28 protein-coding genes are annotated in these 26,471 nt (G+C 67.6%); 6 read left to right on the top strand and 22 right to left on the bottom strand.

The window, feature by feature from the left end:
• Position 1: 1 nt before the first annotated feature.
• Both GRI99_RS16660 and GRI99_RS16655 read right to left on the bottom strand, forming a co-directional pair.
• Positions 2 to 1,156, bottom strand: coding sequence for an HlyD family secretion protein (locus GRI99_RS16660; RefSeq protein ID WP_160773199.1), 1,155 nt, complete (start codon positions 1,154 to 1,156; stop codon positions 2 to 4).
• On the bottom strand, positions 1,156 to 2,598 hold the full coding sequence (locus tag GRI99_RS16655; protein WP_160773198.1) for an efflux transporter outer membrane subunit: 1,443 nt from the start codon (positions 2,596 to 2,598) through the stop codon (positions 1,156 to 1,158). The genes GRI99_RS16660 and GRI99_RS16655 overlap by 1 nt, the downstream gene beginning before the upstream one ends.
• 96 nt (positions 2,599 to 2,694) lie before the next feature.
• On the opposite strand from GRI99_RS16655, the gene GRI99_RS16650 reads away from it, so the two are divergent.
• Positions 2,695 to 3,342: a TetR/AcrR family transcriptional regulator gene (locus GRI99_RS16650; protein WP_160773197.1), complete on the top strand. Its 648-nt coding sequence runs from the start codon at positions 2,695 to 2,697 to the stop codon at positions 3,340 to 3,342.
• Here the strand turns inward: GRI99_RS16650 and GRI99_RS16645 are convergent.
• The 9 genes from GRI99_RS16645 to GRI99_RS16605 form a co-directional block, all read right to left on the bottom strand.
• A complete protein-coding gene (locus GRI99_RS16645; protein ID WP_237438419.1) occupies positions 3,318 to 4,748 on the bottom strand; it encodes an LVIVD repeat-containing protein in 1,431 nt (476 codons plus the stop codon). The two genes, GRI99_RS16650 and GRI99_RS16645, sit on opposite strands and share 25 nt — an antisense overlap.
• 71 nt (positions 4,749 to 4,819) lie before the next feature.
• A complete protein-coding gene (locus GRI99_RS16640) occupies positions 4,820 to 5,299 on the bottom strand; it encodes a DUF6644 family protein (protein ID WP_160773195.1) in 480 nt (159 codons plus the stop codon).
• A gap of 13 nt (positions 5,300 to 5,312) precedes the next feature.
• Positions 5,313 to 5,807, bottom strand: a complete 495-nt coding sequence (locus tag GRI99_RS16635) for a hypothetical protein (RefSeq protein ID WP_160773194.1) — start codon at positions 5,805 to 5,807, stop codon at positions 5,313 to 5,315.
• A 34-nt stretch (positions 5,808 to 5,841) separates the two neighbouring features.
• Positions 5,842 to 6,246, bottom strand: a complete 405-nt coding sequence (locus tag GRI99_RS16630; protein WP_160773193.1) for a DUF6152 family protein — start codon at positions 6,244 to 6,246, stop codon at positions 5,842 to 5,844.
• Between the two features lie 69 nt (positions 6,247 to 6,315).
• Complete coding sequence (locus GRI99_RS16625) at positions 6,316 to 7,152, bottom strand: hypothetical protein (RefSeq protein WP_160773192.1); 837 nt, start codon at positions 7,150 to 7,152, stop codon at positions 6,316 to 6,318.
• On the bottom strand, positions 7,149 to 8,189 hold the full coding sequence (locus GRI99_RS16620; RefSeq protein ID WP_160773191.1) for an MBL fold metallo-hydrolase: 1,041 nt from the start codon (positions 8,187 to 8,189) through the stop codon (positions 7,149 to 7,151). The genes GRI99_RS16625 and GRI99_RS16620 overlap by 4 nt, the downstream gene beginning before the upstream one ends.
• Positions 8,186 to 9,040: a hypothetical protein gene (locus GRI99_RS16615; protein ID WP_160773190.1), complete on the bottom strand. Its 855-nt coding sequence runs from the start codon at positions 9,038 to 9,040 to the stop codon at positions 8,186 to 8,188. The genes GRI99_RS16620 and GRI99_RS16615 overlap by 4 nt, the downstream gene beginning before the upstream one ends.
• The gene (locus tag GRI99_RS16610; RefSeq protein WP_160773189.1) at positions 8,967 to 9,248 is read right to left on the bottom strand and encodes a FecR/PupR family sigma factor regulator; all 282 of its coding nucleotides are present in this window, start codon (positions 9,246 to 9,248) and stop codon (positions 8,967 to 8,969) included. Before GRI99_RS16610 ends, GRI99_RS16615 begins: the two co-directional genes overlap by 74 nt.
• Entirely contained in the window at positions 9,217 to 9,762 is a 546-nt protein-coding gene (locus tag GRI99_RS16605) for an RNA polymerase sigma factor (RefSeq protein ID WP_160773188.1), read from the bottom strand. Before GRI99_RS16605 ends, GRI99_RS16610 begins: the two co-directional genes overlap by 32 nt.
• A 95-nt stretch (positions 9,763 to 9,857) precedes the next feature.
• Between GRI99_RS16605 and GRI99_RS16600 the strand changes: the two genes are divergently transcribed.
• On the top strand, positions 9,858 to 10,226 hold the full coding sequence (locus tag GRI99_RS16600) for a Rieske (2Fe-2S) protein (protein WP_160773187.1): 369 nt from the start codon (positions 9,858 to 9,860) through the stop codon (positions 10,224 to 10,226).
• 31 nt (positions 10,227 to 10,257) lie between these two features.
• Here the strand turns inward: GRI99_RS16600 and GRI99_RS16595 are convergent, their stop codons facing one another.
• The 10 genes from GRI99_RS16595 to GRI99_RS16550 all read right to left on the bottom strand — a co-directional run bounded on the left by GRI99_RS16595 (position 10,258) and on the right by GRI99_RS16550 (position 20,321).
• On the bottom strand, positions 10,258 to 11,751 hold the full coding sequence (locus GRI99_RS16595; RefSeq protein ID WP_202393153.1) for an aldehyde dehydrogenase family protein: 1,494 nt from the start codon (positions 11,749 to 11,751) through the stop codon (positions 10,258 to 10,260).
• Between the two features lie 7 nt (positions 11,752 to 11,758).
• Positions 11,759 to 12,796, bottom strand: coding sequence for a hydroxyquinol 1,2-dioxygenase (locus tag GRI99_RS16590; RefSeq protein ID WP_160773186.1), 1,038 nt, complete (start codon positions 12,794 to 12,796; stop codon positions 11,759 to 11,761).
• 26 nt (positions 12,797 to 12,822) lie between these two features.
• Positions 12,823 to 13,317, bottom strand: a complete 495-nt coding sequence (locus GRI99_RS16585) for a cupin domain-containing protein (protein WP_160773185.1) — start codon at positions 13,315 to 13,317, stop codon at positions 12,823 to 12,825.
• A 148-nt stretch (positions 13,318 to 13,465) separates the two neighbouring features.
• Positions 13,466 to 14,371 carry a helix-turn-helix transcriptional regulator gene (locus GRI99_RS16580; protein ID WP_160773184.1) on the bottom strand — a complete coding sequence of 302 codons (906 nt, stop codon included), beginning with the start codon at positions 14,369 to 14,371 and terminating at the stop codon, positions 13,466 to 13,468.
• A 94-nt stretch (positions 14,372 to 14,465) separates the two neighbouring features.
• Positions 14,466 to 15,293 carry a dioxygenase family protein gene (locus tag GRI99_RS16575; protein ID WP_160773183.1) on the bottom strand — a complete coding sequence of 276 codons (828 nt, stop codon included), beginning with the start codon at positions 15,291 to 15,293 and terminating at the stop codon, positions 14,466 to 14,468.
• 5 nt (positions 15,294 to 15,298) lie between these two features.
• Positions 15,299 to 16,363, bottom strand: coding sequence for a maleylacetate reductase (locus tag GRI99_RS16570; RefSeq protein WP_160773182.1), 1,065 nt, complete (start codon positions 16,361 to 16,363; stop codon positions 15,299 to 15,301).
• A 22-nt stretch (positions 16,364 to 16,385) separates the two neighbouring features.
• Positions 16,386 to 17,639 (bottom strand): MFS transporter, encoded by a 1,254-nt coding sequence (locus GRI99_RS16565; RefSeq protein WP_160773181.1) that lies wholly within the window; start codon positions 17,637 to 17,639, stop codon positions 16,386 to 16,388.
• Between the two features lie 138 nt (positions 17,640 to 17,777).
• On the bottom strand, positions 17,778 to 18,986 hold the full coding sequence (gene pcaF, locus GRI99_RS16560) for a 3-oxoadipyl-CoA thiolase (protein ID WP_160773180.1): 1,209 nt from the start codon (positions 18,984 to 18,986) through the stop codon (positions 17,778 to 17,780).
• Position 18,987: 1 nt separating this feature from the next.
• Entirely contained in the window at positions 18,988 to 19,635 is a 648-nt protein-coding gene (locus GRI99_RS16555; RefSeq protein ID WP_160773179.1) for a 3-oxoacid CoA-transferase subunit B, read from the bottom strand.
• On the bottom strand, positions 19,632 to 20,321 hold the full coding sequence (locus tag GRI99_RS16550) for a 3-oxoacid CoA-transferase subunit A (protein WP_160773178.1): 690 nt from the start codon (positions 20,319 to 20,321) through the stop codon (positions 19,632 to 19,634). The genes GRI99_RS16555 and GRI99_RS16550 overlap by 4 nt, the downstream gene beginning before the upstream one ends.
• Before the next feature lie 111 nt (positions 20,322 to 20,432).
• On the opposite strand from GRI99_RS16550, the gene GRI99_RS16545 reads away from it, so the two are divergent.
• Positions 20,433 to 22,073 carry an MBL fold metallo-hydrolase gene (locus GRI99_RS16545; RefSeq protein WP_160773177.1) on the top strand — a complete coding sequence of 547 codons (1,641 nt, stop codon included), beginning with the start codon at positions 20,433 to 20,435 and terminating at the stop codon, positions 22,071 to 22,073.
• Here GRI99_RS16545 and GRI99_RS16540 read toward each other — a convergent pair.
• Complete coding sequence (locus GRI99_RS16540) at positions 22,070 to 23,167, bottom strand: amidohydrolase family protein (protein ID WP_160773176.1); 1,098 nt, start codon at positions 23,165 to 23,167, stop codon at positions 22,070 to 22,072. The two genes, GRI99_RS16545 and GRI99_RS16540, sit on opposite strands and share 4 nt — an antisense overlap.
• Before the next feature lie 96 nt (positions 23,168 to 23,263).
• On the opposite strand from GRI99_RS16540, the gene GRI99_RS16535 reads away from it, so the two are divergent.
• Genes GRI99_RS16535 through GRI99_RS16525 form a run of 3 tightly spaced genes read left to right on the top strand, consistent with a single transcriptional unit; the run spans position 23,264 to position 26,465 of the window.
• Positions 23,264 to 24,286, top strand: coding sequence for an amidohydrolase family protein (locus tag GRI99_RS16535; protein ID WP_160773175.1), 1,023 nt, complete (start codon positions 23,264 to 23,266; stop codon positions 24,284 to 24,286).
• 49 nt (positions 24,287 to 24,335) lie between these two features.
• Positions 24,336 to 25,610: a serine--tRNA ligase gene (serS, locus tag GRI99_RS16530; protein WP_160773174.1), complete on the top strand. Its 1,275-nt coding sequence runs from the start codon at positions 24,336 to 24,338 to the stop codon at positions 25,608 to 25,610.
• 24 nt (positions 25,611 to 25,634) lie between these two features.
• Positions 25,635 to 26,465, top strand: a complete 831-nt coding sequence (locus tag GRI99_RS16525) for a TIGR00266 family protein (protein WP_160773173.1) — start codon at positions 25,635 to 25,637, stop codon at positions 26,463 to 26,465.
• The last annotated feature ends 6 nt before the right edge of the window (positions 26,466 to 26,471 follow it).

Genomic DNA, 26,471 nt, shown 5'->3' with positions numbered 1-26,471 from the left:
CTCAGTTGCCGCGCGTGTCGATTTCGGCTTCCATCGACGCGCCAACCGGCAGCGGATGGGCCGCAAGCTCGCGGGCATCAAGCGCTATGCGCACCGGGATGCGCTGCACCACCTTGACCCAGTTGCCCGACGCGTTCTGTGCCGGAATCAGCGAGGATGCCGCACCCGAAGCCGCCCCGATGCCGCTGACACGGCCATGATAGACCACATCACTGCCGTGAAAGTCGCTGGTCAGCTCCACCGGCTGGCCCACGCGCACGGGGCCAAGCTGGGTTTCGCGGAAGTTCGCTTCCACGAAAGCCTGGGCCAGCGGCACCACATGCAGCAACGGCGTGCCCGGGGCCACCTGCTGGCCGGGCTGGACGGTGCGCTGGGCGACGGTGCCGGCGACGGGGGCGCGGATCACGGTCCTCTCCAGCATCAGGCGTGCGGCGTCCACGCGGGCCTGCGCTGCGCGAACGTCAGGATCGCCCGCCATGTCGCCCACGCGGGTGATCACGGCATTGGCATCGGCCGAGCCACTGGCGGCGGCGCGGTTGGCCTGGGCAGATGCGAGCGCGGCGCGCGCGGCATCCACGGCGGCGCGGGCCTGAGCCTGCGTGGCGCGGGCCTGGCTGAGCTCTTCTCCCGCCACGGCACCGCTCTCGGCTAGTCCGCTGCGGCGCGACACGGCATCGTTGGCGCGCGCCAGGTCGGCCTCGGCTGAAACCAGCCGGGCTTGCGCTGCGGCGATATCGGCGCTGGCCCCGGCCACTCGGGCACCAAGCTGGCGATCGTTGGCCCGCGCCTGCGAGAAGCGCTGCTGGGCCTGGCGCAGCGCGGCTTCGGCAGCGGCCAGTTCCACGCGGGCATCGGCATCGTCGAGCACCACCAGCACGTCACCCGCCTTCACCACCTGGGTATCGGCCACGCGCACTTCGCGCACGGCTGCGGCCAGGCGCGGCGTGACGACCGCGCTTTCAGCGGCGACATAGGCATTGTCCGTGCCCACGAACCCGCGCTGGAAGAACCAGTAATAGGCGCCCCAGCCAATTGCGGCTGCAAGCACGACCAGGCCCAGGATGCGGAACAACTTGCCGCGCCGGTCAACCTTGGGTGCGGCGCCTTCGACCTCGACTTCGGCCCCGGCGGGTGCGGGGGGCTGCACGCTATCCATCACTGCGATCCTTCATCGGTCGTCATCTCGTCAAATCCGCCGCCCAGCGCCACGGCCAGGGCCACATCGGCTTGCCTGTCACGCGCCACCAGCGCGGCTACGGAACGCTCTGCCGCGATCACGTCGCGCTGCTCGCTCAGCACGGCACGGCTGTCGGCCAGCCCCGCATCCGTACGCTGGCGGGCCAGGGCAAGCTGCGCGCGGGCGGCGTTGTAGGCTTCGGTTGCCTCTGCAAGCTGAGTGGCAATCGCCCGCTTCTGCGCGGCGGCATCGGCCACCTGCCGCACGGCGGTGAGCAGGGCCGCGTCATAGGCCGCTACCGCCTCGTCATACTGGGCTCGCGCTCCTTCGTAACGTGCGGCGATGGCCCCGCCTTCGAAGATCGGCAGGCGCAGCGCCGGGCCGAACTGGGTGGTCAGCGAGGATTGGCGGAACAGCAGGTCCAGCGGCACGGCTTGCAAGCCGATCACTGCAGCCAGGTTCACGCTGGGGTAGAAATCGGCCCGCGCCACGCCGATGCGGGCGGCGGCGGCTTCTGCCCTGAGGCGCGCGGCGACCAGATCGGGACGGCGGCCCACCAGGTCGGCCGGCAGGTTTTGCGGCAGGGCCAGCGCGAAGGGATCGGCCATCTGCGGGCGGGCGATGGCAAGGCCGCGATCCGGCCCCTGGCCCACCAGTGCCGCAAGCATGTTGCGGGCAAGGGCAATTTCCTCGTCGGCCAGGGCCAGCGAGCCCTCGGCACGATCGAGCGCTTCTTCCGCCGCGCGCAGCGGCATGGCACTGTCGAGCCCGCGCGCATTGCGTTCCCGGGCGACGCCCAGATCAGCCTCGGCATTGGCGATCGTCTCAAGCGCGCGGTCGCGCCGGGCGAAGGCGCCCATCAGGTCGGCATAGGTGCGCACGACCGAGGAGGCGAGGAGCAACCGCGCCTGGGCTGCGTCAACCTCCGCCGCGCGGGCGCCTGACGTGGCCGCAGCAAGCTGGGCACGCTGGCGGCCCCACAGGTCGGGATCGAAGGCAAAGTTCAGGCCCAGATAGCCCTGGCTGCGCACGTTTTCCGGCAGGAAACCGCGCGGGAATCCCTGGTTCAGGCTGGGGCGCACACCGCCGACGCTGGCTTCCAGATCCACCTGCGGCTCTCCGGCTGCCCGGGCCTGGCCGACCATCGCCTGCGCCTGGGCCAGTCGCGCGGTGGCCAGCGCCACATCGGGTGACCCGGCCAGCGCCTCGGCCACCAGGGCATCGAGCTGCGGATCCTGCCAGCGGGTCCACCAGCGGTCATCCGGAAAGGCTGCGGGCGCTGCGGCCAGCGCCTGGTCCGCCGCCAGCGATTCGGGCGCGCGCAATTGCGGTGCCGCGCCCAGATCGGGCACGCTGGCGCAGGCTGACAGCGCCATTGCGGCAAGGCCTGCCGCTAGCCAGTTCTGTGACCTGATCCTCATGCCGGGGTGACCGTACCGTGCAGTATCATACGGCAGGCCAGATGCTCCCGGCCAAGCGGCTTGTCAACAGAAATGATACTGCCTAGTATCATGCTCATGGGAGAGTGTTCCACCGATGCCGCCGTGCTGCCGGGAGTCAGCGAGGAACGCCGCCGCGCGATGCTGGCGGTGGCCCGCGCACTCTTCCTTGAGCAGGGCTATGCCCGTACCTCGATGTCGGCTGTGGCGGCGCGGATCGGCGGCTCCAAGACCACGCTGTGGACCTATTTCCCCAGCAAGGAAGCGCTGTTCCTGGCCGTGGCGAGCGACCTGATCGAGGAATATGCCGGCCACATCGCTGCCCAACTGGTGTTCGACGGACCTCTCGACAAATGCCTGCAGCGCTTTGGCCGCAACCTGCTGACTGCCCTCACCTCGCCGCCTATTACCGCCCTGATGCGGGTGGTCACGGCCGAAGCGAAAGCCATACCGGGGCTGGGGATCCGGTTTCACGAACAGGGGCTGGCCCACGGCTGGCAGCGGATGGCCAGTTTCCTGACCGAAGCCCAGGCGCGCGGTCTGGTGCGGGCCGATGCCGATTGCTTCCGCGCCGCGCAGCACCTGATCGGCATGTTCCAGTCCGGCAGCTACCAGCGCCACCTGATGAGCGATTCGGGTTCGCCCGGCGCACAGACCATTGAGGCTGACGTGGATGCCGCTGTGGATGCCTTCTGCCGCGCCTACGGCACCCAAGCCGCGGCCTGACCTTCGTTCACGATGGCTGCCAGGTCGCCGGTGATGCGCAGGATATACAGCCCGTTGTGCGGCCGGTCCGCCATGAACAGGTAGCCACCCCGCTCGTCCACCTCCACCGTGTTGGCTACAGGCCAGGCCACGGCGTCGGCCGGCGGGTTAGGCGGATAGATCACCCGGCTGTTGGGCGTGATCGCATGCAGGAAGTGCCCCGCCTCCACCGGCTGGAACGGATCGCGCATGTCGATCGCCCGCACTCCGCCGGTGAAATAGGCGAGGAACAGGATGCGCCCTTCATACAGCGGACTGTGCGAGGCATGCGGACCATGCGGGCCGAACACACCGCGCTCGCAGAAGTTCGGGTCACCCTCCTCCTGGGGCAAGGCAGGCACCTGGTAGTTCGACACCGGCCAGGGATGGGCCACGTCGGTGATGTCGAGGAAGAATGACAGGTGGCGCGGCGTGCGGCACAGGAAGTCGATCCCCTCGCTGGTCACGAACAGGAAGTCGCGGGTGGAGCCCACGGCGTTGCGGGCATAATCCGCGATGGGCACGCCAAGGATCGGCTTGGCGGAATGGGCCCCCCAGAAATCGGGCATGTCGAGACGCGAGAGCTGCGGATATGCCAGGGCCGCGCTGTCCGTTCCCAGCGGATCGGCGCTGGCCGGATCGCCGTGCAGCAGCCGCTGCCGGTCAAGGATCTGCACGGTCCCCGTACGGTCGGTGCCATAGGCAAGGTACACCCTGTCCCGATAGACGGTCGCCTCGTGCAGCGAATAGCCCTCCTCGACCTCGCGCGCGAAAGCGCTGCCGGGCTGCATCCCGTCCAGCGCAAAGTCGCGGATGTGTCGCGGGTGCGCCGGGTCCGCCAGGTCAACCACCTGCAGCACCTGCCCGCTCCAGCCGTCCAGCGTGGAGACGAGGTAGGCCTCGCCGGTTTCGCAATCCCAGAAGTTCTTGTGCGTGCTTTGTCCCCCATGGCGGCTCACGCCCGTGCGGCTGACCGGGCCCACCAGGGCGGGGTTAAGCGGATCGGTCACGTCGAGCACCTCGTGCCCCACCCAGCCCTGGTTGCGCAGCAGGTAGTGGCGCCCCGGCACGCCATGCGGAAGGTCATCACCCGCGCAGGCCTGGACATGCTGCCCACCCGACCGCGCCTCGGCCGACGCGTTGCTCCACGGCGCGGGCGTGGGCGGAATGTGGCGCAGGTAAACCGGGTTTTTCGGATCGGTCACGTCCACCACCGACACGCCGTTTTCCTCAATCTCCCCGGTCTGCGGGTTCAACTCGGATCCGCGCAGGTGACCAAGGTAGAGATACCAGCGATCCCCCTGCCGGTGTGGTTCGATCTGGTAGGTCTGCCGCGCCTGTAGCGGATCGTGCGCGGCCAGTTCGAAGTTCTCGGCACTTTCGGTCAACGCGGGGTCCGCCTCGGCCATAGCCGGACCGGCGAGAACGGCCGCAAGGGCCAGCGGAAGTGCCGCGCGGATCATACGAAGGGGATCAGCCGGCCGGCGATCAGCACCCCGCTCCACAGCAGCAGGGACAGCGCCGCCAGCACCTTGATCAGCATGCCGCGCTCGATTGCCGCGTCGCCTGCCACCAACGGGCGGAACACCGCAAACTCGAAGGCCAGCGCGTTGACACCCGCCAGGCCCACCAGCACCATCTTCCACAAGAAGGCGTTGTTCTCGAAGTAGGTCGGCGGGTCATAGGCGACGAACAGTACGCCGGTGACGAGATTGATGGCAAAGCCCGCAATGGCCAGCGGCACCAACCGGTGCAGGGCGATCAGCGGCAGGGCGCGGAAGAAGCCCATCGCGCGCAGGTCCACCAGCAGGAGCGAGCCGAACAGCAGCGACAGGCCGATGAAGTGCAGCGTCTCGCAGGCGGGGAAAGCCGGACCAACCGAAACCATGAAGGTGTTGAGCGGGGAACTGCCGAGGACATTGCCGAGTGCGTCAAGCATGCCAGTTCCCCTTTCAGAACAACGCGGGCGCAAGGTAGGCGATCAGCCGGCCCGAAACGATCACCGCCCCGCACCAGAACAGGATCGCCAGCACGGCCAGCAGTTTTTCGCCACCAGTAGCGACAAACGCGCGTCCTTCGGCCTCTGCCGCCACGGCCCTACGCAGCGGACCCCGGCCCAGCAGCCACAGGACCACAAGGCCGATGGCAATCGACACGAGCTTGATCTGGAAACTGGGGTTGGGCCACAGCGTCACCGCGTCGGCGGCAAACAGCAGCACGCCCGAAAGCGCGTTGATCGCGAATGCAGCGATGCCCAGCGGGATCGTGCTGCGGTAGGGGGTTACCGGCACGTTGCCCGGAAAGCCCAGCACGCGCAGGGCGATCATCAGCGTCAGGCCGACCACGAAGGCCATGCCCAGGCCGTGCGTGGTCAGCAAGGCGGGGTAGGCCCATGGGGAGACCACCATCCACATCGCGTAATCGCTGTTGGCGAGCGCTTCCAGCATGGCAGCCTACCCCCTGTTCCCCCGCGCGCAGGCGCTATTCGACGGCGCCCGACCAGTTCCACCCATCGGCCGGACGGCGAATCGAGTTCATCCGCAGGCGGTGATCGGCCACGTTGCGGCCCGGATTGCCCACGATGGTCACCACGTCGCCCACGCTGAGCGTGCGGGCATTGACGTTCTGCGAGGCAAGCGCCGCTCCCGCGCTCCACTCCACGGCCCAGCGCTGCATGGTGCCATCGGCATCGGGCGCCATAACCTGCACGAACGAGTGCGGATTGCGGAACAGGAAGGCGACCACGCGCCCGCGGATCGTCTGCGTGCGATCGACGTGATAGGTCGCCGGGAACGAGTGATGCGCGGTGACGCTGGTCAGCGCCCCGCCTGCCACCACGCTGCCAGCCGCGGCAACGGCCAGTGCCGTTTTAAGAATCGGTTTCATCTCAGCCTCTCACCAAAACTAGAATATGCATACTATTTTGTCGCTATGCGAATGAATTCGCCCTGAACGTCATTCCCCTTCGCGATGAATTGCGGCGGGAGGCGCCGTGTAGCAGGGCGTTGGCGCCCAACGGCTGGCATCGGCCTCCTTGCGGAAGTTGCTGCTGGTCACGAAGGGCTGCATCAGGTTTTCCGGGTCCTCGACGATCGTGGTCACCACCAGCCACGTCGTGCCGCCGGCCTCGAACAGGTTGAAGTGTTCGGTCACCGTGGCGTTACCGCTGTAGGGCACACCGTTCAGCCGCAGGTATCCGGGCCGCAGGTTCTGCGTGAAGGCGCGCAGCGATCCCCCCGGCGAGGGCGGCGGGCCGCCAAAGCCCAGCCCGCGCGACTGCGCCTGGTGGAACCACTGGGCCCTGGTATGCCCTTGCCAGCTCGGCGCTTCAGGGGCGTCCAGCGGGTCATCCAGTTGCGGCAGCAGGTTCTGCCGGCCGGTGGCAATGAAGCGGAGCAGGCGCGTCTGCTGGCCCCGGTCGGTCTCCACCTTCAGCGTGTTGTCGTCCTGCCAGCCGATCCGCAGGCGGCCCGGCATGCGCATGATGCCGCCCGCGCCGAATGCACGGCACTGTTCGCCCGCCGCATTGTCCGCTGCCAGGTCCCACGCCTGCGCCGCAGCGAGGCCGGCGGCAGTCAGCGGCACGCTGGCGGTATCGCCCACCGGCGGGGTGACCATGCGCCAGCGCCAGTCCTCGGTGACCACAGCAACCCACTGCCCGGTCAGGTCGACCGGCGCGCCTTCGCGGGCCGAAGCCGGCGGCGGTGGTGCCCCGCGCTGCGCGGCAGCAGGGCTGGCCGCTGCCAGCGCCAGAAGGGCCAGCGTGGTGGCGAAAAGACCCTTGCGGCTCATTCGGGCACCTCCAGCGTGGCTTCATCGGCCAGTGGCGGCTGGGTCAGGCTGGTGTAGATCTGGGCCACGAACCGGTCCCCCGCCTCACGGCTGTAGCGCACGTCATAGTCCTGCGAGGGGCGTGCCGCCTGCACCTGCTCCAGACTCATCCCGCGGTCCACCATCGCCTTCACCCGGTCATGGATGAAGGTCACCATGTCACGATAGTCCTGGATGTCGCCCTCGTCGCTCAGGCGGCCGTGGCCGGGCACCACGAAGGTGCCACCCTGCTGGTTGAATTCCGGAATTGTCAGCGCAATCAGGTGGTTGAGCGATGCCAGATAGGCAGCGATCGAGCCGCCCTTGTCCAGCGCCAGCTCGGGGTAGCGATCGGGCGTGTAGATGTCGCCCGCAGCGATCACGTCGCTCCGCCGCAGCATCACCAGCGAATCCCCACCGGTATGGCCGGGTGCATAAATCAGCGAGACCGGCTCGCCATTGAAGAAGATGTCCTTCTGGGCCACGAAATAGGTCAGCGTGGGCAGCCCCTCGCTGGCCCCTTCCTCCAGCAGGCGGAACATCACCTGCTCGTGCGCCAGCGTAGGGGTGGCGCCATAGCCCTGCACTCCATCGGGCCGCTCGTTACCGCTGCCGATATCCTGGCCAATGCCCGACAGGCCGACATTGCCGCCCACGTGATCGGCATCGGCGTTCGTGTTCAGAATATAGCGGATCGGCCGGGGGCTGAGGCGGCGGATTTCGCGCAGCAGGCCGGCGGCATCCCCGGCCGGGCCGGTGTCCACCACCAGCACGCCGTCCAGCCCCACCTGAACCAGCACATTGGCCGAGGGGCCGGAAATCATGAAGGTCCCGCCACGGACAGGATAGATGACGTAGGGCGAACCCTCCAGAACCGGCAGCGGCGGGGGCGGCAATACCGGCGCTTGCGGCGGCAGGCGCTGGCCGTCGTCGTACGGCACCCCGATCACCTGCGCCTGGGCAGCCAGTGGCATGGCCAGGGCCAGGACGCTGCCAAAGAACCATCGCGAGCCGATCATTCGCCGCCCTCCTGCGCCGGGGCCACCTGGCCCATTGTGGCGATAAATTCGGGGTACATGGTGGCCGCCCCGCCCTGCACTGCTTCCCACGGCAGCGCGTATTCCTCGGCATATTGCCTGATGTCGGGGTTGCCATCGACATAGCTCGGCACCTCGCCAGCCGGGCGTGGCACCTCGACATCGATCGAGCAGGGGTAGAGCTCCACCTGGTAGCCGGGGTTGAGATGGAAATCGCGACTGCGGATGATCGGCTCGGTCAGGTAGACCGGATCCACGATCACGCTGACCCACGTAAGGAAATCGCCGGTACGGATGAAGTATTCGGTCAAGACCGCCGTTTCGCTGCGGGGCAAGCCGTTACGCCGCAGGTAGGCAGGCTTCATATGGGTGGTGGTCACCACCAGCCGGTCGCCGTCCCAGCGGCCGGTCGAGAATCCTTCCCAGGTGTGCAGGGCATTGGCCGGCGGATGCGGACGGCCGTCCATCCAGATCGTGCGGACCGGGTTATTCCAGGCAATGTTGGTGTGATAGGCCACCACTTCTTGCGTCAGCGGGTTCACGTCCTTCCAGATGCGCACGCTGGAAAAGTTGGGGCCGTAATCGGCCGGATGCGGGATGCACTGGTGCTCGGGCACGGTCCACAACGACGGGCTCCACCGCTCGGCATGGTAGCGGGCGGCCCCGTTGATCGGCAGCCCTTCGTATTCGCCGATGTCGGGGCCCGCCCCGCGCTCGTTGCGGTCCTCGTGCTGGCGGTGCTCCCATTCGCCGACGATGTCACTCTGCGCCCAGGCCGGGTTCGCGCCGAGGCCTGCCAGGGGAAGACACAGCAGCAGGATCAGCCGGCGCAAACTGCGGGTAGAGCGGTGCCAGCCCGCCGACGATGTCCCATCCGTCGAGCACGCGGGCAAAGGCGCGTGCGTTGGCGCAGTCCCGGTCCAGCCAGGCACCAAAGGCCGGGCTGTCGCCTTGTCCGGAACGCAGGCGCGCGAACCAGACCGCCGCCTCGCGTGAGGGTGCGTCGCGGTCATCGCCCGGTTCCTTCGTTCTCGTGTTCAACACTTCTCGCCAGGGCTTGCGCGGCCTTTGCAATGTGCTTTTCGACCGCGCTTACGCTCACACCAAATTGCTCGGCGATCTCGCGATACTTGGTCCGGGTGAACCGGTGCATCAGGAAGATCGTCCGCGTGCGCTCGGGCAGAGCATCCAGCACTTCGCGCGCCCGGTTGAGACGTTCACGCACCACCAAAACCTCATCCGCCGGCAGTTGCGTGCCATGTGTGTCCTCGATCATGCTGCGCACGTCGGGGGCCATGTCGGACCGCACGCGGCGCTTGCGGGCCTCGTCGATGGCGATGTTGCGCGCGGCCCGGGCCAGGAAGCGGACATCGGACTGTACCTCCTGCGTGCGGCGATATTCCTCCAGCCGGACAAAGGCCGACTGGAAACAGTCCTCGGCCACGTCGGCATCGCGGGTAAAACGGCGCAGGCTGCGGATCAGGTCATCCCTCTCGCGCGCGGTGATGGCGACGGGCTGGACCCGTTCTGCGGTGACTGCGGTGGCGAAGTTCATGGTCAGCTTCTCCCCTGCCCGGCCTGCGCGGCTGATGATTTCTGCTGGCGGCGCGTCAGTGCGGCGAATGACCCGGCCCGAGGACCGCCCCCAGAATGCATGACTGGCAGAACCTGCCCAACGCCCCTGCCCCCGGCACGACGCTGGGCCTGTTGGCAGAGGTGGGCGATGGCGGGCGCGAATTCGTTTTCGGCCAGGGGCTTGCCGCCTTCCGCCTGTTCGTGATCGCCCTGCCGGATGGCGGGGTGCGCGCCTTCGTCAACCGCTGCCCGCACTACTCGCTTCCGCTGAACGTGCGGCCCGGCCAGTTCCTGACCAGGGACGGCGCGCACATCATGTGCCGCCAGCACCTGGCCCTGTTCGACCGCGAGAGCGGGGTCTGCCGCAGCGGCGCCGCCGAGGGCACGACGCTGCCCCTGGTGCCGGTCATTGTGGACGCGCAGGGCTGCATCGCGATCGCCTGACCGCCCTGCACCGCTTGCAGCAGAACGGCACCTAGCGCCGGTAGAACGGCGGCAACTGGGCATCGACATTGATCCATACAGACTTGGGCTGGGTGTATTCGCGCATCGCCTCGAACCCCATCTCGCGGCCATAGCCGGACTGGCCGAAGCCGCCGAAGGGCGAGGCGGGATGCACACGCTTGTAGGAATTGACCCACACCATCCCGGCATGGATCGCATTTGCCACGCGGTGGGCGCGGGAAAGGTTCTGGGTCCACAGGCCGGCACCGAGGCCATAGGCAGTGCCGTTGGCGATGGCGATGGCCTCCTCCTCGTCGGCAAAGGTGGTTACCGACATGAAGGGGCCGAACACTTCCTCGTTCTGGACGCGGGCCTTGCGGTCGGCGCGCACGATGGTGGGTTCCACGAAATAGCCTTGCGCCAGTGCCGGATCGGCCGGGCGCTGGCCGCCGGAGAGGATTGTGCCGCCATCGTCCCTTGCCACCTGGACGTAGGCCATCACCCGCTCGTGATGGACCCGGCTGGTCAGCGGGCCCATTTCCGTCTCGCTGTCCAGCGGATCGCCCAGCCGGATCGAGCGGGCCAGCGCGGTGAATTTGTCGAGAAACTCGTCGGCCACATTCTCGTGCACGATCAGGCGGCTGGCGGCGATGCAGGCCTGCCCCTGGTTGTGGAAGATGCCGAAGGCGGTGCCGCCGATGGCTGCGGGCAGCACGGCATCGTCGAACACGATGTTCGGCCCCTTGCCGCCCAGTTCGAGCTGCACCTTCTTGAGGTTGCCGGCCGAAGCCTTGACAATCTCGCGCCCTACGTTGGTCGATCCGGTAAAGCTGACCTTGCCAATGCCGGGATGTTCGGCAATCGCCTGCCCGGCGGTGTGGCCGTAACCCGGCACAATGTTGATCACGCCATCGGGGATGCCCACGGCCTGCGCCAGCTCGGCCACGCGCAGGGTGGATAGCGGGGTGATCTCGCTGGGCTTCATCACCACTGTATTGCCCGCCGCCAGCGCCGGACCCAGCTTCCAGCTGACAAACATCAGCGGGAAGTTCCACGGCACGATCTGGCCGACTACGCCGATCGGCTCGCGCTGGACGTAGTTGAGGAAGCCCGCGTCGACCGGGATCACGCTGCCTTCGAACTTGTCGGCCATGCCGCCGAAGTAGCGGAAGCACAGCACGGTGCGCGGCACGTCCAGGCTCAGGCAATCGCGGATCGGGTGGCCGGTGTCGGTCGCTTCCAGCCGCGCCAGGTATTCGGTATCGGCCTCGATTGCGTCGGCCAGCTTCAGCAGCAGGCGGCCACGCTCATGCGCCGCCAGCCGCGCCCATCCAGGTGCCGCGGCCTGCGCGGCGGCCACGGCCAGATCCACGTCCTGCGCCGTCGCCTCGGCAATGTGGCAGATGGTCTCCCCGGTGAAGGGATTCTCCACGGCGATTTCCTGCCCGCGCACGCCATCGACCCACTGCCCGCCGATGAACAGGCGGGTCTTCAGCGCGGCAGGATCGATCGGGGCATAGCGCATGGCGATGTTACCAGGTGACCGAGACGTTGGGGGCCTCGCCCGCCGCGATCATTTCGGGGATGCGGTTGGAGGCGTTTTCCCACACCAGCAGCATGGCGCGCTTGTCGGCATAGCCCTTGTGGCGGATGTCCGCCGGCATGCACGAGACGTCGCCCGCCTTCGCCACCAGCTTGGCGCGCGGGCGGCCGGTCACCTTGTCGCGAATGTCCCACACGATCTCGTCCGACAGGGTGATGAACCATTCGCAGCGGTCGTTGCCGTGATCGACCGGCAGGCTGAATTCCTCCGAGGTCGGGCAGAATAGGCTTTCGCCCACCACCGAGCAGACCGAGGGGTTCCACGTCACGTCGGAGCGCGAGAGATAGCCGAACAGGTTATAGGCGCTTACCTCGCCCTCGAAGCCGGGCTCGGCCTCCACCAGCGGCTGGCGCTGGTCGACATCGGCGAACATGCGGTTGACCGGAAAGCCGTTGTCGTCGGTCCGCACCGGCGTATCGCCCGGCAGGCCGACCATGCGCCGGGCGGCCACGCGCACGCGGTTGACCGCCTCTAGGTTGCTGCCGTTTTTCGCCCCCCACGGCACGCCCGTTTCCATCGGTGCGGCAAAGGGATCGTAACCGGCATTGGTCCAGTCGGTGATCATTTCCTTGAACAGCGGGCCCAGCACCTCGCTGGGAAAGCGCTGGCTGAAATCGCGGCCCGCATCGCGGTAGGCATCGTTGTAGGTGCCGGCGAACAGCGTCACCTCGCCATAGTGGTTCACCGTGCCCACCACGTCATCGAAGTTGACCGTGCCGTAGAAGAAACCCCAGGCCACATCGCGCATCAGAGCGCGCAGGAAGGCGTCGATCGGGGCCACGTGGCTGCCACCGGCGGGCCAGGTGATGCGCGCGAAATACTCGTCGCGGCGGAAGTGGAAGTCTCCGGCGGTGAAAGTGCGATAGCCGGTGGCATTGTCGATCGGCCCTACTTCGGCATGGGTGACGACATTGTCCGACAGCGGTTTGGCAGCGGCAGCAGCGGTGGCAGATTCCAGGATGGCCATGGTCTTGGTTCCTTCCGGCTGGGTAATCAGGACTGGCAGATGTCCGCCCACTTCTGGACGGTCACCGGGCCTGCGATGGTCTGGATGAGCACGCACGAGACGTTGTCGGCGTGCAGGCGATAGGCGCTGCCGGCGGGCAGCAGGCCCTGGTGGCCGCGTTCGAGCACCAGGCGGCCCATCTTGGCTCCATCGGGCATGTCAGCGAGTTCAACTGCGCCCTGTTGGCCCGCATCGACCAGCGGCGTGGCGGGCTTCAACAAGTGCACTTCCACCTGCCCGTCCATCACCAGCACGAATTCGTCGTGGGCGCAGGCGTACCAGGGGCTGGTTCCTTCCGCCCGCGCAGCCTCGATCACGTATTCGAAGTTCTTGGCCACGGCCACGCGTTCCCAAGGGGCGGACTTTTCGGCCACCTCGAACACGTTGGAAAAGACATAGTTCTTGGGATCATCGTTGATGATCGCCACCCCGCCCTTGGCATAGTCGGCCATGCTGCCGAACCGGGTCTGGTACTGTCCCATGTTTCCACCTCCCAGGGCCGACAAGGATCACCGCCGCGGCCAGTGCGCCGGCTTGGTCCGGCGCTGTTGTTGGCAGGCATCATTGGCCAATCGCGGCGGCCAATCCTGCACGATGCCGCACATCGCCCTGCAAATTTTGCGCGTCGCTTCAGAATTGAACCGCGCGGCGATAGGCAGCGGGCGTCTGCCCGGTGGCACGGCGGAACACGTTGGTCAGGTGTTCCTGGTGCGAGAAGCCACAGTCCAGTGCCACTTCCACGATCGGCGTGGTGCCGCGCAGCAGCCGCTTGGCCCGGTCCACCCGCTTGCGGATCAGGTACTGGTGCGGCGGCATGCCCATGCTCACCTTGAACCGGCGGGCGAAATAGCTGGGGCTGAGGTCGCAGGCCCGCGCCAGGTCATCCAGCGACAGCGAGGAACACAGGTGCTCCTCGATGAAATCCTCCACCAGCGCCATCTGGATGCGGGTCAGGCCGCCGCATTCGCCCATTTCCGGCACGGCGCGCCATGAATAGCGGCGCAGCAGGCGGGCAGCCAGCACGCGGCTGAGATAGTCGACATAGACAGAGGTGCCGGGGGTCGCATCGCACATCGCCTCGCGCACTGCCAGGGCGAGGCTTTCGGCCAGCGGGTCCGGCTCGCCCAGGCTGGGGCGCAGGGCCAGGTCGTCATCCTCGATGCCCAGTTCGCCGGCCACCTCGCGCACGATCTGGTTGCGCAGGTAGATGTGCAGCGTGTCCAGCTCGCCTTCGAGCCGCACCCCGAAATCCAGGCCGCCGGGCAGGATGAACAGGCCTCCCGGCGGCACCACGCGCCGTTCCACCTTGGCCCCCAGCCGCCGTTCCACGGCCACCGGGCCATTGAGGTGCAGAATCATCAGGTGATCCTCCACCGCGTTGAAGCTGGCTTCGTAAGGGGCCTCGTGTTGGACAGAGGCGTAGAGCGACTGCCACCCCAGCCCGTCAGACCGGTCGCGAATGCGGTGCTCCGGCCGCATCAGGATGCCGTGCGTATCCCGCACGCGGAATTCGCTCCCCAGGAGTGCCTGGCCCATATGATCCTCTCCCGCGTCGCTTCGGGTCGACTGCGAGACCCGATATTATAATATAGATTCGCATTTGGCGAGGGGCGAAATTGTCGCTCACGCCCTATTCGAGCACGAAGGTGTAGCTGAGCGTTCGGCCGCCCCCTGCTTCCGGCATGTCGATCACCAGCGCCGGTTTCACCCCGAACACGGCATCGCCGCCCAGGTAGGGATCGCCGGTGGGGAACAGGTGCGTGGTAAGCGGTGGGTGGCCATCGGCGGCGATGCGGAAATGGACGTGCGCCGGACGCCATGGATGGCGCTGGCTGACCCGCAGCAGATCGCCCACTGGGCCGTTAGTCGGCACCTGGTAGGGAATCGGCATGACCGAGCGGCAGCGGACCCGGCCCTCCCCATCCGCCTTGAAGCGGGCGCGCAGTTCGAACTCGCCTTCGGGCAGGCCGCGCTGCACGTCGTACAGCCCGTCGGCCGCGCTTTGCCAGATATCGACCTGCGCGAGCGGGATCGGTTGGCCCTGCCGGTCGACGATAGCTATGTCGATGGCCAGCGGGGTTGCCCCCTCGGTACGACCGGCCGCGATATCGGCGCCTTGCTCGGCCAGCGGCATGTTGTCGATGAAGAACGGCCCCAGCACAGTGCCTTGCGTGGTGTCGTCATAGGGGCTGTCGTTGATCGTCTCGACCAGCATGGACACGCCCAGCACATCGGACAGCAGGATGAATTCCTCCAGCGCGCCATTCGGGCTCTGGCCCACGGCGGCAAGGAATTGCACGCCGGCCATCCATTCCTCGCGGGTCGGTTCCACCTCGGCCACGAATGCGTGGAGGTGGCGCACCAATGCGTCGTTGATCTGCTTCATCCGCGCGTCGGGCGTGCCGGCATAGGCCTTGCGGCAGGCGGCGGTGTGATCGGTGCAGGCCTGTTGGGTCATCTCTCTCACTCTCCCAGCGGCGGGCGGCCCTCGTAGGCTGCCTCGAGCAGTTGGCGCAGCCGGGTTTCCTCCAGCGGCGCGGGGTTCCAGTATGGATTGGCGAGCGCCAGTTGCAAGGCACGCTCCAGCCCTTCGCGGGGCATGCCCACCTCGGCCAGGGTCATGGGCGCACCCAGCCGCTTCGCCAGGTCCCACATCCCTTGCGGTGCATCGGCCACGCCCATCGCGCGGGCCACCCGGGCCAGCGCCTCGGGAGCGGCAGCGGCGTTGTAGGCCATTGCATGCGGCAGGATCACCGTGTGCGTTTCGGCATGCGGCAGGTCGAAGGTGCCGCCCAGCGTGTGGCACAGCTTGTGGTGCAGGCTCATCCCCATGACTCCCAGCGTGACGCCGCAGGCCCAGGCGCCATAGAGCGCGTCCGAGCGCGCCTCCACGTTGCACGGATCGGCCACGATCCGCGGGATGGCGGAAACGAGCGCGCGGATGCCGTCCTCCGCCACCAGCGAGATGACCGGGTTGGCATCCTTCGAGTACAACCCCTCCACGGCATGGGCGATCGCGTTGATCCCGCTGGTAACGGTCAGCGCGGGCGGCAGGCTGAGCGTCAGGTCCACGTCATAGACGATGACCTCGGGCAGGATTTCCGGCCCCTTCTGCGTGGTCTTCACCCCGTTTTCGGTCTGCCCCAGGATCGGCGTCGCTTCGGACCCGGCATAGGTGGTGGGCACCACGACCTGCGGCAGTCCGGTACGCAGGGCCAGGGCCTTGCCAAGGCCGGTGGTGGAGCCGCCCCCCACCGCCACCACGCTGTCCGCCCCAACCTGCCTGGCATGGGAAAGCGCCTGCTCGGTCACCTCCACCGGGGTATGCATCGTCGCGCCGCTGAACAGCCCTGCCCCGGCAGCGCCCAGCAGGGCCAGCATCTGCTCGCCCGCAGCGGCCTGTTGCGGGGTGGTGAGCACCAGGGCGCGCTTGCCGCCAAGGTCTGCCAGGGCACCCGGCACCCGGGCAATCGTGCCGGAACCGAAGATCACCCGGCCGGGCAGCGCGGTATAGTCGAATGGCTGCATGGCCCCTCCCTGCCCTCCTTGTTCAGCGGCCCGTCCGGCGCGGCGCGGTTTCGCGCAGGAACGGAGTCAGCACGCACCCTGCCAGCAAGCCGCCCAGCGCCAGGTACAGCATCGAATCGATACCGTAGGCCGCAATCACGGCGCCCGCCACCACCAGCGCCAGGCCGCCACCGAAGATCTCACCGCTGCCGATGATGATCCCCGCCGTGGTCGAGATGCGACCGGGAGGGGCGGCCTCGGTGGCGATCGGCCCGGTGATCAGTGCCAGCAGGCCGAAGCTGAAGGCGCAGCTGAGGAACAGCAGCACGAACAGCATGCCCGGCTCCGCCCCCACCTGCATGAAGAACCAAAGGAACACCGCCCCCAGCACAAACCCGGCGACGGCCATAGGGCGCCGTCCGAAGATGTCGGACAGCGCGGGCAGGCCCCACTGGCCGGCAAAACCGCCAAAACCGATGGCGGAGGTGACCAGGCCCATGTCGGTCGGCGACAGGCCCAGGCTCTCGGTCAGGTAGAGCGGGATATTGGCGCTGAGCACGAAGATGCCGCACATGGCGCACAGCAGGCTGGCCATTCCCAGGCCCACGTTGCGATGGGCGAACAGTTCGCCCAGCGAGGCGGCCGGCACCGGTTCGGCATCTGCCGCCCGGGCCGCCTTTTCGGCAATGAAGCGGGGCTCGCGGATCACCAGCCACAACAGCAAGGCTACGATCAGGCCGGGTATGGCCACCAGCAGGAAAACCTCGCGCCAGCCCACGTGCTGCAGCAACTGGGTGGCGATGATCGGGCCGAAACCCAGGCCGAACAGGGCAAAGGTGGCCTGCTGCAACCCCTGGTTAAAGCCGCGCCGGCTGGGCTTCGATGCCTCGGCCGTGGCGGCAAAACTGGTGGGGCAGAAGGCCCCTTCGGCCACCCCCATCATCGCGCGCACGGCAAACAGCGCCAGGAAGCCGGTCGCCATGCCTGAAAAGCCAGACATCAGGCTGAAGAACACGATCGACGGGATCAGCACGCGTCGGCGCCCGATCCGGTCGCTGAGGCCGCCCATCAGCACTGCGGAGACACCCCAGGCCACGCCCAGCACCGCCACCAGGTTGTTCACGTCCTGCGGGGTCATCCCCAGGTCGCCGATCATGGCCGGAGCTAACGGGGCGATGATCCAGCGGTCCAGCCCCACCAGGCCAAAGCCCAGCGTCAGCAGCAGGACAGCCTTCCATTCATAGCTGGGGGTCCAGCCTGGTACGGTAACGTCGTTGTCGGGTGCAGGTGCAGCCATGTGATCCCCTCCGCTCCGCGCGGGTTCTGTGGCGACCCGATCCGCGTGAATGCCGCAATTGGCCCCAGCGGAGGCCTTAGCGTCCTGCAAGAAGCCGCCCCGGCAATGCACGAAAGATGCGCCACGGTGAGGCCGAGGTCAGACCCGCTCCACCGCCAGCGCCAGTCCCATGCCCACGCCCACACACAGCGTGGCCAGGCCATAGCGCCCGCCGCTGGCCTCCAGTTGCCGCACCAGCGTCAAGGCCAGCCGCGCACCGGACATGCCCAGCGGATGGCCCAGCGCAATCGCTCCGCCATGTGCGTTCACGTGCGGCGCATCGTCAGCCACGCCCAGGGCGCGCAACACGGCGAGCGCCTGGCTGGCGAAAGCCTCGTTCAGTTCGATCGCGTCGAACCGGTCGATGGTGAGGTCCAGCCGGGAAAGCAGCTTCTGTACGGCGGGCACGGGCCCCAGGCCCATCACGCGCGGTTCCACCCCCGCCGCCGCCATGCCGATGATGCGGGCACGCGGGGTCAGGCCGTGGGCCTTTGCCGCTGCCTCGCTGGCGATCAGCATGGCCGCAGCGCCATCGTTGATGCCCGAAGCATTGCCGGCAGTGACCGTGCCGGTTGGGCCGAAGAGCGGCTTGAGCGCGGCAAGCCTGTCCAGAGTGGTATCGGCGCGAGGGTGCTCGTCGGTGTCGAACAGCACTGTTTCGCCGCGCTTGCGGCCAGGCACCTCCACCGCCACGATCTCGCCCGCGAACCAGCCGCTGGCCTGCGCGGCAGCTGCCCTTTGCTGGCTGCGCCACGCAAAGGCATCCTGGTCCGCGCGGCTGATGCCATGATCCTGCGCCACGTTCTCGCCGGTGCGCGGCATGGGTTCGGTGCCATAGAGCGCATCCAGCGCCGGATTGACGAAGCGCCACCCCATCGTGGTGTCTTCCAGTTTCTGCCCGCGGCCGAAAGCCCCGTCGGCCTTGCCCATCACGAAGGGGGCGCGGGTCATGCTTTCCACCCCGCCCGCGATAGCCAGGTCCATCTCGCCCAGCCGCACCGCGCGCGCGGCCTGGCCGACAGCCTCAAGGCCGCTGGCGCAGAGGCGGTTGATCGTGACGCCGGGCACCTGCGGCCGCAGGCCCGCCAGCAGCAGGCTCATGCGTGCCACGTTGCGGTTGTCTTCGCCCGACTGGTTGGCGCAGCCGTAGAACACCTCCTCGATCGGCCCCGGATCGAGGGAGGGGTTGCGCGCCAGCAGCGCCTTCAGCGGCAGCGCGCCAAGGTCATCGGCCCGAATGGATGCCAGCAAGCCGCCATAGCGCCCGATGGGGCTGCGGATGGCATCGCAGATGAAAGCTTCGGCCATTTTACCCCTCTCCCAGCGTCACGCCGGTCACGCGGCGCAGGTCGTCGATGGTTACGCCGGGAGCCAGTTCGACCACCCGCGCCCCGGCGGGTGACAGGTCGATCACTGCCAGGTCCGAATAGAGCCGCGAGACGCAGCCGATGCCGGTGAGCGGATAGGTGCAGTGCTCCACCAGCTTGCTCTCGCCCGAGCGCGTCAGCAGGTCCATCATCACGAAGGTGCGCTTGGCCCCGATGGCCAGGTCCATCGCCCCGCCCACGGCGGGAATCGCATCCGGCTCCCCGGTGTGCCAGTTGGCCAGATCGCCCGTCACGCTCACCTGGAAGGCCCCCAGCACGCAAATGTCGATATGCCCGCCGCGCATCATCGCAAAGCTGTCGGCATGATGGAAAAAGGCCCCGCCGGTCCGCAGCGTTACCGCCTGCTTGCCGGCATTGATCAGTTCCCAATCCTCTTCGCCGGGTGCCGGCGCGGGGCCCATGCCGATGAGGCCGTTCTCGCTCTGCAGGATCACATCCTTTTCCGGCGGCAGGTAGTTGGCGATCAGCGTGGGCAGACCGATGCCGAGGTTGACGTAAGCCCCTTCGGGGATGTCCTGCGCCACGCGTGCGGCAAGCTGCTGGCGGGTCAGGCGGGGAAGGTCGTTCATGCCGCAAGCCCCTGCCGCTGGGTGGAGGTGACCGGAACCACGGCCTGCACGAAGATGCCGGGCGTCACCACGCATTCGGGATCCAGCGCGCCCAGTTCCACCACCTCGCTCACCTGGGCGATGGCGTGCTTTGCAGCCATCGCCATGATCGGGCCGAAATTGCGTGCAGTCTTGCGATAGACCAGGTTGCCCCAGCGATCGCCCCGGTAGGCCTTGATCAGCGCTACGTCGGCATGGATCGGGTATTCCAGCACATAGTCGCGCCCGTCGATCCGGCGGGTTTCCTTGCCCTCAGCCAGCAGGGTGCCAAAGCCCGTGGGGGTGAAGATCGCCCCCAGCCCCGCACCAGCCGCCTGGATGCGCGCAGCAAGGTTGCCTTGTGGCACCAGTTCCAGCTCGATTGCTCCGGCACGCCAGGCGGCATCGAAATGGTGGCTGTCGGGCTGCCGGGGGAAGGAACAGACGATCTTGCGCACCCGCCCCTCGCGGATCAGCGCGGCGATCCCGGCATCGCCGTTGCCGGCATTGTTGCTGATGATCGTCAGGTCGCGTGCGCCATGCTCGATCAGCGCGTCGATCAGCTCGTCCGGGCTGCCCGCCGTGCCGAAGCCGCCGATCATCACCGCTGCCCCGTCGTTGACGGCACGTACGGCAGTGGCGCAATTGGTAACTTTCTTGTCGATCATGCCCTCACCCTCGTCCTGCCCGCACTGACGGACGGCACTGGCAATCCCTCAATTGAGGTTTGGCCCGCGCTGCACGTCTGGCTGGCAAAGACTGCGGCGGGAGAATGGGTGATGGCAGGCAGGTTCAAGCGGTTGATGGCGGTGGCGCTGGTATCGTCAATGATGCCCGCAGCCCCTCCCGTGCTGGCGCAGGACCAGGCGGCGCAGGCCCCCGCCGCAACGGCGCAGCAGGTGGTGGCGGCCGCGGTCGCCGCGCTGGGCGGGGCCGAGAAGCTGGCCGCGATCCGCACCATCACCGCGCACGGCTATGCCCAGTATGCCTACATGTGGGGCGGCGGGCGGATCGACGGTTCGGACCATGCGCCGGGCAAATACCTGGCCGCCAATGACCTGACCCGCACTTATGACCTGGAGAACGACCGCTTCCGGATGCGCGAGCGGCGCAACATGCTGTTCCCCTTCCTGGCCCAGTTCGGCCACTCCTTCGCGCTCAACGACATGCGGCTGGATGGCGCCGTGGCTTTTGACATGCAGGGTGACAACGCCGTGCGCCAGGCGGTGCGGACCGAGGGCGCGCTGCTGAATGACGGGGTGCACATGCGGCGCATGTGGATGCTCAACAACCCCGCCGTGCTATTGCGGCGGATGCAGGCGGCAGGCACGCGGCTTTCAGCGCCCTACATGGACGGCGACAATACCGTCATCGAAATCACGCTGGCCGAGGGTGATCGTCTGTCCGCCGGCTTCGCGCCCGATGGCAAGCCCGCCTTCGTGCGCTGGGGCAACTGGCACGCCAACCTGGGACAGGTGCAGTTCACGACCTGGTTCTCCGGCTGGGTGGCGTGGGACGGCCAGGGCGGGCTGCTGCTGCCGCTGGGCTACGAGACGCGGCTGGACTGGCGCAACATCGACTATTTCAAGATGTACGTCGACGCCTACACGGTGAACACGCCAATCGAGGGCCTGGCCGCACCTGCCGCCGTGCGCGATGCGCCGGTCCCGCCGGACAATGCCACCCGCCCGCTGACCCATGTCGCGATCGGCCGGGGCCTATGGCGCCTGTCCACCGGCACCACCGTGGTGGAATTTGCCGACCACCTGGTGTTGTTCGAACTGGGGGTAAACCCCGATGCCGCGCGCAGCGTGCTGGCCTATGCACGCAACCTCGCCCCCGGCAAGCCGATCCGCTACCTGGTCGCCAGCCACAACCACTTCGATCACGCCGCCGGCGTGCGCCAGGCCGTCGCCGAAGGCATCACCATCATCCAGCGGCCCTCCACCCTTCAACAGCTGCGCGAAATGGCCGAGCGGCCCGCGCCCGACTATCCGGATGACCTGGCGCGCAATCCGCAGCCGTTCCGCTCGATCACGATGGACGAGCACCTGCGATTGCAGGATGCCACCCGCACGCTCGATCTCTACTGGGGCCGCAACAACGGCCACATGGCGGATGTGGTGTTCGGCTATGTCCCCGAGGCGCGGCTGATGATGGAGGGGGACATGGTCTCCGCCGCCTACCAATGGGCACACTGGCCCGATGCCTTCCGCGATACCATCGCCCATTACGGGCTGGAGGTGGATGTGGTGTCGCCCGCCCACACCATGGCCGAAGTCTCGCCCGACGTAATGACCCATGCCCAGGTGGAGGAGTTGCTGTCCGGCGGCGTCGCGCGGGCGCGCCAGCACTGTGCCCAGCGGCTGGAACAGGGCATCTACTGGCCCGGTTGCCCGATCCAGTCGAAGTATTACTAAGCCGGCGCGATGCGGAACAGCCGTTCCGCATTGCCGTGGAAGAAGGCCTCCGCCGCCACCTGTTCCATCGGGATGGCCGCAGCCTGCTGCACGCTGGAGACCTCCTCCTCGAACGGATAGTCGACCGCGAACAGCACCCGGTCCACCCCCAGCACCTCCTGGCTGAAGCGCACGGCGGGGGACCAGTTCGCCCCGCTCGACGTGACCCAGAAGTTCTCGCGGAACACGGTTGCCGGGCTGCGCGTCAGCGGCCCCAGCCCGCCCTGGTGGAGCGAGCGATAGCGGTTATCGATCCGATCGAGGTAGAACGGTATGGCCTCGCCATCGTGGCCCAGCACGATCTTGAGGCGCGGGAATTGTTCGAACACCCCGCCCGCGATCATCCTGAGAGCATGGAGCGAAGTTTCCGCAGCATACCCCCACATGGCGCCTTCCAGCCGCTGCGCGGCGTAGAGCGGCAGGGCGGCGGGCGCAGGTTCACGCGGATGGATATAGATCGGCATGTCCAGCGCCTGCGCCGCTTCCAGGATCGGCCAGAATTTCTGCTGGTCCAGGTATTCGCCCTTGGTGTGCGAATTGATCACCGCGCCGCGCATACCCAGCGTGGTCACGGCGCGCTCCAGTTCCTGCGCGGCGGCTTGCGGGTCCTGCGGAGCAATGGCGGCCAGGGCCACGAACCGGTCCGGCCAGCGCTGGCACCAGTCCCGGGCGCGATCATTGATCAGGCGGGCCAGCGCCGTGGCCTCAACCGCCTCGAAAATCTGCACGCCGGGCGAATTGACCATGATCACCTGCATGTCCACGCCGGATCGCTCCATGTCGGCAATCCGCAGCTCGGGATCCAGCAGGCGGGGAAAGCGTGGGTACTTGTCGTTGCCGATCAGCGCCCGCATCCCGGGTTCGTCCTCTGCCCCGGCCTCCATGTAGCGGTCGACCGCATCGATCAGCTCGGGGATCGAGAAGCCCTCCTCGCAGGCGATGCGGCGGGTGCGCGCGGGCACGCCGGGGGCCGTGCCTTGCGCCCCCGCCAACACGGGGGCGGCAGCAGCAGCGGCAGCAGCAGCCAGGAACGTGCGACGGTGCAGCTTGCTCATGCTTTCAGGTCCTCTTTCATCGCTTGCGCTTGTCCTGCCCTGCGGTAGGCTCGCAAATTGGAACAGCCATAATCATTCTCGCCGGGAGAGCGACCGATGCAACCACTGATTTCCCGCCGCCAGGCGCTGGCTGGCACGGCAGGCCTCGCTGCCGCCTGTGCCTGCGGCGTAAACGCGCAGGACACCGCCCGCCCGCTGATTGACGTGCATCACCACATTTTCCCCCCGGCCTATCTCAGTGCCCGCTCGGGCGAAGTGGCGGCGCGCAGCCGGGGCTATACCCAGGTGCTGGAATGGACGCCGGCAAAGTCGCTGGCCGATATGGACGCGGGCGGCACGCAGACCGCCATGCTGTCGATGTCCGCGCCGGTCTGGTTCGGCGAGGTTGACGAAGCGCGCGGCCTCGCCCGCATGGCCAACGAATATGCCGCCGGCATGGTGCGCGACCACCCCGGCCGGTTCGCATACTTCGCCACGCTGCCCCTGCCAGACGTGGAAGGGGCCGTGCCCGAGGCGGTCCACGCGCTCGATCGCCTGGGCGCCAACGGCGTGGGACTGCTGAGCAATTACGACAACCTGTACCTTGGCGATGCCCGCTTCCGCCCGCTGCTGGAGGAGCTGAACGGGCGCGGGGCCGTGGTCTATGTCCACCCGACGGTGGCCGGCTGCTGCCAGAACCTGGTGCCGGAGATTGCGCCAGCTTTCCTTGAACTGCCGTTCGATAGCAGCCGCACGATTACCAGCCTGCTCTATTCAGGCGCGCTCAGCGCCTACCCGCGCATCCGCTGGATCTTCAGCCACGGCGGCGGGACCATCCCGATGCTGGCCGACAGGGTCAGCCAGTGGGCGCTGGCCCGGCCGGACCTGGCGGCACGGCTGCCAAACGGAGCACTCGCGGAATTGCAGAGGCTCAATTTCGATACCGCCAGCGTCACCAATGCGCCGGCCCTTGCCGCCATGCTGGCGCTGGTGCCGCCAACGCAGGTGATGTTCGGCACCGATTACCCCTATGTCGCCACCCTGCCCCAGCGCGAGGAACTGCGCCGCAACCTTGCTGATCCGGGGGCGCTGGCGGCAATCGAGCACGGCAGCGCGCAGCGGCTCATTCCCGGCCTCTAGCTGAGCCGAGGCTGGACAACGGGCCGCTGACAAAGGCATAGCCCGCCCCATGCATGACCTTCGCCAGATCCGGGACAATCCCGCAGCCTTCGACGCCGCCCTCGCCCGGCGCGGGCTGGAGCCGCTTGCCGCCGCTATCCTTGCCCAGGACGAGGAACGCCGCGCCCTCTCCACCCGCCTGCAGGAAGCCAATGCCCGCCGCAACGAGGCCAGCAAGCTGATCGGCCAGGCCATGGGCAAGGGTGACAAGGAGACGGCCGAGGCGCTGAAGGCCGAGGTAGCGGACCTGAAAACCACCATGCCCGCGCTGGAGGAAGCCGAACGCGCCGCCGGCAAGGCGCTGGACGACAGGCTGGCAGCCATTCCCAACCTGCCGGCGGATGACGTGCCAGAGGGCGCGGACGAGCATGACAATGTGGAAAGCGCCCGCTGGGGCACTCCGCGCGTGTTCGACTTCACGCCGCTGGAACATGCCGACATGGGCCCGGCGCTGGGCATGGACTTCGAGACCGCCGCGAAGATGAGCGGCGCGCGCTTCACTTTCCTGCGCGGCCAGATGGCCCGCCTCAACCGCGCCCTCGCCCAGTTCATGCTCGACAAGCAGACGGCGGAGAACGGCTACACCGAATGCAACGTGCCGCTGCTGGTGAAGGACGAGGCGATGTTCGGCACCGGGCAGTTGCCCAAGTTCTTCGAGGACCAGTTCGGCACCACCGATGGCCGCTGGCTGATCCCCACTTCGGAAGTGTCCCTCACCAACTCGGTGCGCGAGCAGATCGTCGATGACCTGACCGCACCGCTGCGCCTCACTGCCCTCACCCCCTGCTTCCGCGCCGAAGCGGGTGCTGCGGGCCGCGATACGCGCGGGTTCATCCGCCAGCACCAGTTCGAGAAGGTGGAACTGGTCTCCATCTGCCGCCCGGAAGATGCCCAGGCCGAACACGCGCACATGGTGGCCAGCGCCGAAAGCATCCTGCAGGCGCTGGAGCTGCCCTATCGCAAGGTGTTGCTGTGCACGGGGGACATGGGCTTTGGCGCGCGGCGCACCTTTGATCTGGAGGTGTGGCTGCCTGGCCAGAACGCCTATCGCGAGATCAGCTCGATAAGCTGGTGCGGCGATTTCCAGGCCCGGCGGATGAACGCCCGCTACCGCGCGGAAAACGGCAAGCCCGCCTTCGTCCACACGCTCAACGGCAGCGGCCTCGCCGTGGGCCGCACGCTGGTGGCGGTGCTGGAGAATTACCAGCAGGCCGATGGCTCGGTCATCGTTCCGTCCGCCTTGGCCCCCTACATGGGCGGGATCGAGCGCCTGACCCCCGCCTGACCGCATACGAGAGGAGACCCGACGATGAGCAATCCCTGGCAGCACGCCCGTTCCAGCGGCACGGCCGACGATATCGACTTCGCCATCATCGGCGAGGACCTGCAGTTCGTGGAGATCGAGCTCGATCCGGGCGAAAGCGCCATTGCCGAAGCCGGGTCGATGGTGTGGAAAGACAGCGCCGTGGGCATGACCACCGTGTTCGGCGATGGCAGCGCGGCCAGCCAGCAGGGCGGCTTCATGGGCGCGCTGCTGGGTGCGGGCAAGCGGCTGATCACCGGCGAATCCCTGTTCACCACGGTCTTCACCCACAACGGGCACGGCAAGGCCAAGGTGGCATTCGCCTCGCCCACGCCCGGCACCATCCTGCCGATCAAGCTGGATACCGTGGGCGGCACGCTGATCTGCCAGAAGGACAGCTTCCTTGCCGCCGCCAAGGGCGTGCAGGTGGGCATGGCCTTCCAGCGCAAGATGCTGACCGGCCTGTTCGGCGGCGAAGGCTTCATCATGCAGAAGCTGGACGGCGATGGCTGGGTGTTCGTGCAGATGGGTGGAACGCTGGTTGAGCGCGAGCTGGCTGCGGGCGAGGAAATCCACGTCGATACCGGCTGCGTCGCCGCTTTCACCTCCACCGTGGACATGGACGTGGAACGGGTCGGCTCGGTCAAGTCGATGTTCTTTGCCGGCGAGGGCGTGTTCTTCGCCCGCCTGCGCGGCCCCGGCAAGGTGTGGATCCAGTCGCTGCCGTTCAGCCGCCTGGCCGCGCGGATGCTGGCCGCTGTCGGCCCCACCGGCGGCAACAAGGGCGAAGGCAGCGTGCTCGGCGGTCTGGGCGACATCGTGATGGGCAACAATTGACCCGGT

The organism is Alteraurantiacibacter buctensis, from assembly GCF_009827655.1.
Taxonomy (GTDB): domain Bacteria; phylum Pseudomonadota; class Alphaproteobacteria; order Sphingomonadales; family Sphingomonadaceae; genus Alteraurantiacibacter; species Alteraurantiacibacter buctensis.
The sequence above is the reverse complement of the archived record's forward strand: the minus strand, read 5'-3'. Positions and strand labels throughout refer to the sequence as shown.